The organism is Geobacillus thermopakistaniensis, from assembly GCF_000498995.1.
GTDB lineage: Bacteria > Bacillota > Bacilli > Bacillales > Anoxybacillaceae > Geobacillus > Geobacillus thermoleovorans.
The window spans coordinates 109471-117609 of the sequence record NZ_AYSF01000056.1; the positions used below are offsets into that span (position 1 = coordinate 109471).

At 53.7% G+C, this 8139-nt stretch carries 4 protein-coding genes; 2 read left to right on the top strand and 2 right to left on the bottom strand.

Features of this window, described 5'->3' with window-relative positions:
• Nucleotides 1-326 precede the first annotated feature (326 nt).
• A complete protein-coding gene (gltB, locus tag T260_RS0120485) occupies nucleotides 327-5030 on the bottom strand; it encodes a glutamate synthase large subunit (protein ID WP_023634142.1) in 4704 nt (1567 codons plus the stop codon).
• Between the two features lie 125 nt (nucleotides 5031-5155).
• Here gltB and gltC point away from each other — a divergent pair, with 125 nt between their 5' ends.
• On the top strand, nucleotides 5156-6067 hold the full coding sequence (gene gltC / locus T260_RS127395) for a glutamate biosynthesis transcriptional regulator GltC (RefSeq protein ID WP_011230926.1): 912 nt from the start codon (nucleotides 5156-5158) through the stop codon (nucleotides 6065-6067).
• Nucleotides 6068-6368: 301 nt separating this feature from the next.
• On the opposite strand, the gene T260_RS0120490 is transcribed toward gltC, so the two are convergent.
• Entirely contained in the window at nucleotides 6369-7355 is a 987-nt protein-coding gene (locus T260_RS0120490; protein WP_031212882.1) for an NADPH:quinone oxidoreductase family protein, read from the bottom strand.
• A 219-nt stretch (nucleotides 7356-7574) separates the two neighbouring features.
• Between T260_RS0120490 and T260_RS127390 the strand changes: the two genes are divergently transcribed.
• A partial coding sequence (locus T260_RS127390) for a Uma2 family endonuclease (protein ID WP_023634143.1) occupies nucleotides 7575-8139 on the top strand: 565 nt, incomplete at its 3' end.

The following is an 8139-nucleotide window of genomic DNA, read 5'->3' on the forward strand; positions in this document are numbered from 1 at the left end:
GCCTGTTAGGCCAGTCAAAAAGCGAGCCCCGCGCGGCCGCGGGGCCAAAGCGGCGCCGCCATGCCACAGCCGCCCGAAAGGAAGACCTTATTTCGCGGCCGCTTGCTTTTCGGCAGAGTTTTTGCTGGCTTTGCAGAAGGCGACGGATGATTTCAGGCTGAAATGGGCGGGAAATAGAGAAGTCCATAAACGGTATGAAGAAGAGCTCGCNCCTCTCTTCTCCCCGATGCGGCCTTCCCGCCTGTTAGGCCAGTCAAAAAGCGAGCCCCGCGCGGCCGCGGGGCCAAAGCGGCGCCGCCATGCCACAGCCGCCCGAAAGGAAGACCTTATTTCGCGGCCGCTTGCAACACATGGACACCGACGGCAGCCGCTTTTTTCCGTTTCGCCACCGTTTCAAACGCCGCCAAGGCAGCTTCATCATACGAAAACCCGGATTGTTCGAGCGCTTGAATCGTTTCCACCATCAGTTTGTAGTTGTGTGGAATGACTTTGACAAACCGGCGGACATACGCATCCCACTCTTCGAGCACTAACGCCGCCCGCGGGCTTCCCGTATAGCGGTAATGGTTTTCGATCATCCGACGCACGTCGCGAATTTCTTCCTCGTCTTCGAGCCGCTCAAACGAGACGAGCTCAAGGTTGGCGGTTTGCTGCCAGCTGTCTTCGTCAGCGAGAACGTAAGCGATGCCCCCGGACATGCCAGCGGCGAAGTTTTTGCCAACCGAACCGAGGATGACGACGCGGCCGCCGGTCATATATTCACACCCGTGATCGCCGACTCCCTCAACAACGGCATGAACGCCGCTGTTGCGCACACAGAACCGTTCACCGGCGCGGCCGCGAATGTACGCCTCGCCGCTCGTCGCCCCGTAGAAAGCGACGTTGCCGATAATGACATTGTCCGCTGCGGCAAACGGCGCCTCATGCGGCGGACGGACGATCACTTTGCCGCCGGAAAGCCCTTTGCCGACGTAGTCGTTCGCGTCGCCGACGAGCTCGAGCGTCATCCCTTTCGGCACAAACGCCGCAAAACTTTGCCCGGCCGATCCGGTGAAATGGAGGCGGATCGTATCATCCGGCAACCCTTCCTCACCGTAGCGTTTCGAAATCTCGCTGCCGGTCATCGCCCCGACCGTGCGGTGGACGTTGCGGATGGCGAGGTGAAGTTCGACCGGCTCCTGCCGTTCAAGCGCTGGCTGCACCGCCGGCAAAATTTCTGTATGATCAAGCGTCTCTTCCAAACGATGGTTTTGCCCTTTGATGCAAGTGCGCGGTCCATCGACTTGGTACAGAAGACGCGACAGATCGAGATGTTTCGCTTTCCAATGCGCTTTCGCCCGCTCGCTTACCTTCAAGACATCGACGCGGCCGACCATTTCGTCGATCGTGCGGAAGCCGAGCTCCGCCATAATTTCCCGCACTTCTTGAGCGACAAAGTACATAAAGTTGACGACATGTTCTGGCTTCCCGGTGAATTTTTTACGCAGTTCCGGATTTTGCGTCGCCACGCCGACCGGGCATGTATCCAAATGGCAGACGCGCATCATGACACAGCCTAAAACGACGAGCGGTGCCGTCGCAAATCCGAATTCTTCGGCCCCAAACAGCGCCGCCATCACAACGTCACGGCCGGTCATCAATTTGCCGTCGGTTTCTAGAACGACGCGGTCGCGCAACCCATTGAGCATGAGCGTCTGATGCGTTTCCGCCAAACCAAGCTCCCACGGCAGGCCGGCATGTTTAATACTTTTCGGCGGTTTTTTCACATAATCGTCNGTCATCAATTTGCCGTCGGTTTCTAGAACGACGCGGTCGCGCAACCCATTGAGCATGAGCGTCTGATGCGTTTCCGCCAAACCAAGCTCCCACGGCAGGCCGGCATGTTTAATACTCGTTTTCGGCGAAGCGCCCGTGCCGCCGTCATAGCCGCTGATGACAATGACATCGGCGTTCCCTTTCGCCACGCCAGCGGCGATCGTGCCAACGCCGGCTTTGGCGACGAGCTTCACGCTGATGCGCGCATCTTTGTTGGCGTTTTTCAAATCATAAATGAGTTGGGCCAAATCTTCAATCGAGTAAATGTCATGGTGCGGCGGCGGAGAGATGAGCTCCACCCCTGGCGTTGAGCCGCGCACTTTGCCGACCCACGGATACACTTTGTTGGCCGGAAGCTGCCCGCCTTCACCCGGTTTTGCTCCTTGGGCCATTTTGATTTGCAATTCATCGGCATTGACCAAATAATGGCTTTTTACGCCAAAACGTCCGGACGCCACTTGTTTGATCGCGCTGCGGCGCCAGTCGCCGTTTTCATCTTTCACATAGCGGGCCGGGTCTTCGCCGCCCTCGCCGCTGTTGCTTTTTCCGCCGATCCGGTTCATGGCGATCGCCAGCGCCTCATGGGCTTCCTGGCTGATCGAACCGAACGACATGGCCCCTGTTTTAAAGCGGCGGACGATCGACTCGACCGGTTCGACTTCCTCAATCGGCACCGGTTGCCGGCTCGAATCGAAATCGAACAAATTGCGCAAGAACGTCAACTGTTCTTCATTGGCCAGTTTCGAATATTGTTTATAGAGGTTGTAATCGTTTTTCCGGCACGCCCACTGCAGCAAATGGATCGTCTTCGGGTTGAACGCGTGATGTTCGCCGTTGCGTCGCCATTGCAGCTCGCTGCCCGTATCCAGCACATCGTCTTCGTACCGTGCGTCAAATGCGGACTCATGGCGCATTTTCGCTTCTTTGGCGATTTCCGCAAGCCCGATGCCGCCAATTTGCGATGCCGTGCCGGTAAAGTATTCATCAATGACATCGTTGCCGATGCCGACGGCCTCAAAAATTTGTGCGCCGCGGTAGCTTTGCACCGTCGAAATGCCCATTTTCGACATCACTTTGACGACACCGTCAACAGCCGCCTTGATATATGTTTTCACCGCTTCACGGTAAGACAAGGCGATCGTGCCGTTTTCTGACGCTTGGCGGATCGTCTCCAGCGCCAAGTACGGGTTGATGGCGTCCGCCCCGTAGCCGATGAGCGCCGCAAAATGATGCACTTCACGCGCTTCACCGCTTTCTACAAGCAGGCTGACGTTCGTGCGCGTCCCTTTGCGGACAAGATGCTGGTGAAGCCCGCTTGTCGCCAACAAAACCGGAATGGCGACATGTGTTTCATCAACGCCGCGGTCGGACAGCACAAGAAGCGCCGCCCCGTTTTCGATCGCTTCATCCGCTTTGGCAAACAGCTCATCAAGCGCCTGTTTCAAATCATCAGTAAACAGCGTAGGCAGCACCGCGCACGCAAATTCCGGGTACGGATTGGCTTTTAACGCTGCGAGCTCTTCGTTCGTCAATAGCGGAGTTTCCAAGCGGATGCGCCGCGCCGCTTTGGCGTCCGGATGCAAAATGTTCCCTTCTTTGCCAAGCAGCGTCATCGTCGAGGTGACGACATATTCGCGGATCGCATCAATCGGCGGATTTGTCACTTGGGCGAACAGCTGCTTGAAGTAGTTGAACAAACTTTGCGGCCGCTCCGACAGCACGGCAAGCGGCGCGTCCATGCCCATAGCGCCGGTCGGATCTTTTCCTTCCGCCGCCATCGGCAAAATCGTTTTTTCCACATCTTCAAACGTGTAGCCGAACGCTTTTTGCAGTTTGACGAGTTGCTTCGGCGCTTCGACGTCCTCCGGAATTTCCAGATCGCCAAGCGTGATCATTTGCTCGTTGATCCATTGGCGATATGGCTTTTCATGAGCCATTTCTTCCTTGATTTCCTGGTCGGAGATGATGCGCCCTTGCTCGAGGTCAACCAAAAGCATTTTCCCCGGGCTCAGCCGTTCCTTATATAAAATGTTGTTCGGGTCGACATCAATGACGCCGACTTCGGATGAAAAAATAATGTAGTCGTCTTTGGTGACGTAATAGCGGGCCGGACGCAAGCCGTTCCGGTCCAAAATGGCGCCGATTTGCTTGCCGTCGGTGAACGAAATCGCCGTCGGTCCATCCCACGGCTCCATGAGACAGCTATGGTACTCGTAAAACGCCTTTTTCGCCCCGTCCATCTGCTCATCCCAAAACCACGGTTCCGGAATGAGCATCATCGCGACATGGGCCGGCTTCCGGCCAGCAAGAACGAAAAATTCGAACGCATTGTCCAAAATCGACGAGTCGCTGCCGTTCGTATCCAAAATCGGCACGACTTTTTCCAAATCCGCGCCGAACGCTTCCGACACAAATTGCTTCTCGCGCGCCGTCATCCAGTTGACATTGCCGCGCAGCGTGTTGATCTCGCCGTTATGGATCAAATAGCGGTTCGGATGGGCCCGCTCCCAGCTCGGGAACGTGTTCGTGCTGAAGCGCGAGTGCACGAGGGCAAACGCCGAACGGAACCGTTCATCTTGCAAATCCAAATAAAACGCATCGATTTGTTCCGGCGTAAGCAACCCTTTATAAACGATCGTCCGGCTCGAGAAGCTCGCTACATAGCACTCGTTGTTTTCCACACATTTTTCGAATTGTTTGCGGATCACATACAGCTTCCGTTCAAACGCCAACTCATCAGCCACGTCATCACTTGCCGCGACAAACACTTGGCGGATGAACGGCTGGCTTTGCCGCGCCAGTTTGCCAAGCTTTTCACGATCAACTGGAACTGTCCGCCATCCGAGCAGCCGTTGCCCTTCTTGAGCGACGATCTCATTGAACATCGATTCATAGTACGCCCGTTTCGCTTCCTCTTCCGGCAAAAAGAACATCCCGACCCCGTAGCGCCCTTTTTCCGGCAAGTTCATCCCGCCGCACACCGCTTGAAAATACTCATGCGGAATTTGCGTCATAATGCCCGCGCCATCGCCCGTTTCCGGATCGCTCCCTTGTCCGCCGCGGTGTTCAAGCTGGCGAAGCATATGAAGTGCCTTTTTGATAATGTCGTGCGACGGTTTTCCTTTCAAATGCGCATAAAACCCGATCCCGCATGCATCATGCTCAAATTCCGGGCGATATAACCCTTGCGCTTCCGGTAATCCGTAGTGTTTCATGCTGCCTTCCCCTCCCGTTCCGAATTGTCTGTAATATTCATTGTAGTTTTCAAAATTAATATAAACAATATATAATTTAGATAAAATCCATCTCATTTTGCGATCAATCAAAAGGAGGGAGAAAAATGGAGCTGCGGCAGCTGCAATATTTCGTGGAAGTCGCCCGGCGCGAACACGTCTCCGAAGCCGCCGATGCCCTCCATGTCGCGCAGTCGGCGATCAGCCGGCAAATCGCAAACTTAGAAGCGGAGCTTGGCGTGCAGCTTTTTGAACGGGAAGGGCGGAACGTGAAGCTCACCCCCATCGGCCGTCATTTTTTGCCGCACGCCGAAGCGGTGTTGAAGGCGGTCGATGATGCAAAGCAACAAATCGAAGAATATTTAGACCCGGAGCGCGGGACGATTAAAATCGGGTTTCCGACAAGCCTGGCAAGCCACATGATGCCCATGGTCATCTCCGCCTTTAAAGCGGAACACCCAAACGTCTCGTTCCATCTCCGCCAAGGGTCGTACTATTATTTAATCGAAGCGGTGAAAAAACGGGAAATTGACTTGGCCTTTCTTGGACCAATTCCCGCACGCGAAATCGGCATCAAAGGGGAAATTTTATTTTCTGAACCGTTTGCGGCCCTCCTGCCGAACAGCCATCCGCTCGCTCGCCGCGACCGGATCGTGTTAAACGAACTGCGCCACGACCCGTTTGTTACGTTTCCAAAGGGATACATTTTGCATCAAATCGTCATTGACGCTTGCCACCAAGCCGGATTTTCGCCCAACATCTCATCGGAAGGCGAAGATCTCGATGCCATTAAAGGGCTTGTCTCCGCCGGCATCGGCGTGACCCTCTTGCCGGAGAGCGCCCTGTCGGAAAGCTTGCTTCGCTACGCCGCCAAAGTGCCGATTGAAATGCCGCAAGTGAAGCGAAATGTCGGCATCATCGTCTCCGACCATCACGAGCTCGCCCCGTCGGTGAAAGTGTTTTACCGGTTTGTGAAAGACTTTTTCTCCGAGCTGGAGCGGTATCAATTGCGGGGATAAAAAAGACGCAGGCGCTGCTTCCTGCGTCTTTCTCTTATTCTTCTGCACGCCTGCCTCCCCCGTCCCCTTCACTCTTTTAGAAGACTGGTGATTTAATGAAAAAATCAGCTCAACAATATCCCTTCTCAAGTTAAGAAACCTTGTAAAAATGTCTCTTCTTTTCCAACAAAAATCACCCATTTGACGAAAATGATCGTTTTTCACCGACCTTTTAGGAAGTGTTCGTGTCAAGGACAAAACAAGAAGGAATGTGGAAGCATCGAGCTTTTGGCGTTGCTTCAAGCAGACCGCGTCCCAAACGTCATCCCAGCCGCACCACCATCCGGCCGCGCAGTTCGCCGCGCAAAATGCGCTTAAGCGCTTGCGGCAATTCAGCGAGCGAAATCTCTTGAGCAATCCGCTCCAAATCCGGCTTTAAGTCGCCAGCGAGCCGCTCCCAAATGCGGAGGCGCACATCCATTGGACAATAGACAGAATCGATGCCAAGCAAGCTGACACCGCGCAAAATAAACGGATGGACCGTCGTCGGCACTTCCGCCCCTCCGGTCAGTCCGCTCACCGCCACGGCTCCGCCGTAGCGGATGCGGCTTAACACCGTGGCCAGCGTCCGGCCGCCGACCGGATCGACTGCCGCTGCCCAGCGCTGCCGATCAAGCGGACGAATGCGCTCAGCCGTGACGTCCTCTCGCGTCAACACTTCTTTCGCCCCTAAAACGCGCAAATAATCGTGCTCCGCCGCTTTGCCTGTGCTCGCTTCCACCGTGTAGCCGCGCTTCGCGAGCATCGACACGGCCAGACTCCCGACTCCGCCCGTCGCCCCCGTGACAAGCACCGGTCCGCGTTCCGGCGTCAGCCCGTGCTCCTCAAGACGGTGAATGGACAGCGCCGCTGTAAACCCAGCTGTCCCGATCGCCATCGCTTCTTTCAACGTCAACCCTTTCGGCAGCGGAACGAGCCATTCGCCGTGCAGGCGAGCATATTCACTGTAGCCTCCGAAATGTGTCACGCCGATTTCATAACCGGTCGCAATCACCTCATCCCCTTCGCGAAAACGCGGATGTTGCGACGAAACAACCACCCCGGCCAAATCAATTCCGGGCACAAACGGATACGTTTTCACAATTTTGCCGTCCGGAATGGACGCCAATCCGTCTTTGTAGTTGACGCTTGAATAATGGACGCGGACAAGGACATCGCCTTCCGGCAAATCATCCATGGAAATCGTCTGCACACCGGCGGTAAATTCTGTTTCGGTTTTGTTGACAACAAACGCTTGAAATGCGGACATCATTCTCTCCCTTTCCCCATACATTCTTCACTCATGTCATTCGACAAACAAACGCCAGATTCCTTTTTTATCATCCTGAACCAAGAAGACCCTCACTCCCGCTTGTGAGCGTAAGCGGGTGATAAATAAACGTCTAATGAAAGTCCTCCCTACACTTCCTTGATTTCTTTTGCTAAACTGTAAACAAACGTATTCTTAAAAATGAAAGAGGGTGAAACAATGGGCAATATCCCTGACTCGAACAAAATTTACACTTACGCTGACTGGAAAACATGGGAAGGTCGCTGGGAACTTATAAATGGAAAAGCATATAATACGACACCTGCTCCATCTTCGGAACATCAATTTGCAGTCGGAGAATTGTATTTTGCTTTGCGCCATTTTTTCCAAAACAAACATTGTTATGTTTTTATGGCGCCGTTTGATGTATTCCTTAGCAAAAATGAAACGTATGAAACCCCTGATGACATTGTCCAACCCGATATTGCCGTGATTTGCAATAAAAAACAGATTGTCCAAAAAGGATGTTACGGGGCACCTACACTGGTTGTTGAAGTCTTGTCACCTTCAACCGCTTTAAAAGACTACAACGAAAAATTTTATACTTACCAACACTATGGAATTGCGGAATATTGGATTGTTGATACTGCTAATAAAATGATTCATGTGTACTATTTGCACGAAGGTACATATCAACGACATGCAACATACGGACAACAAGACACGCTGCATTCCGCACAATTTAAGGACTTAGCTATTCCATTAACGTATGTATTTGAATGGG

Coding starts and splice junctions, on each gene's coding strand:
- gltC (WP_011230926.1), top strand. CDS start 5,156: ATGGAGCTGCGGCAGCTGCAATATTTCGTGGAAGTCGCCCGGCGCGAA.
- T260_RS0120490 (WP_031212882.1), bottom strand. CDS start 7,355: ATGTCCGCATTTCAAGCGTTTGTTGTCAACAAAACCGAAACAGAATTT.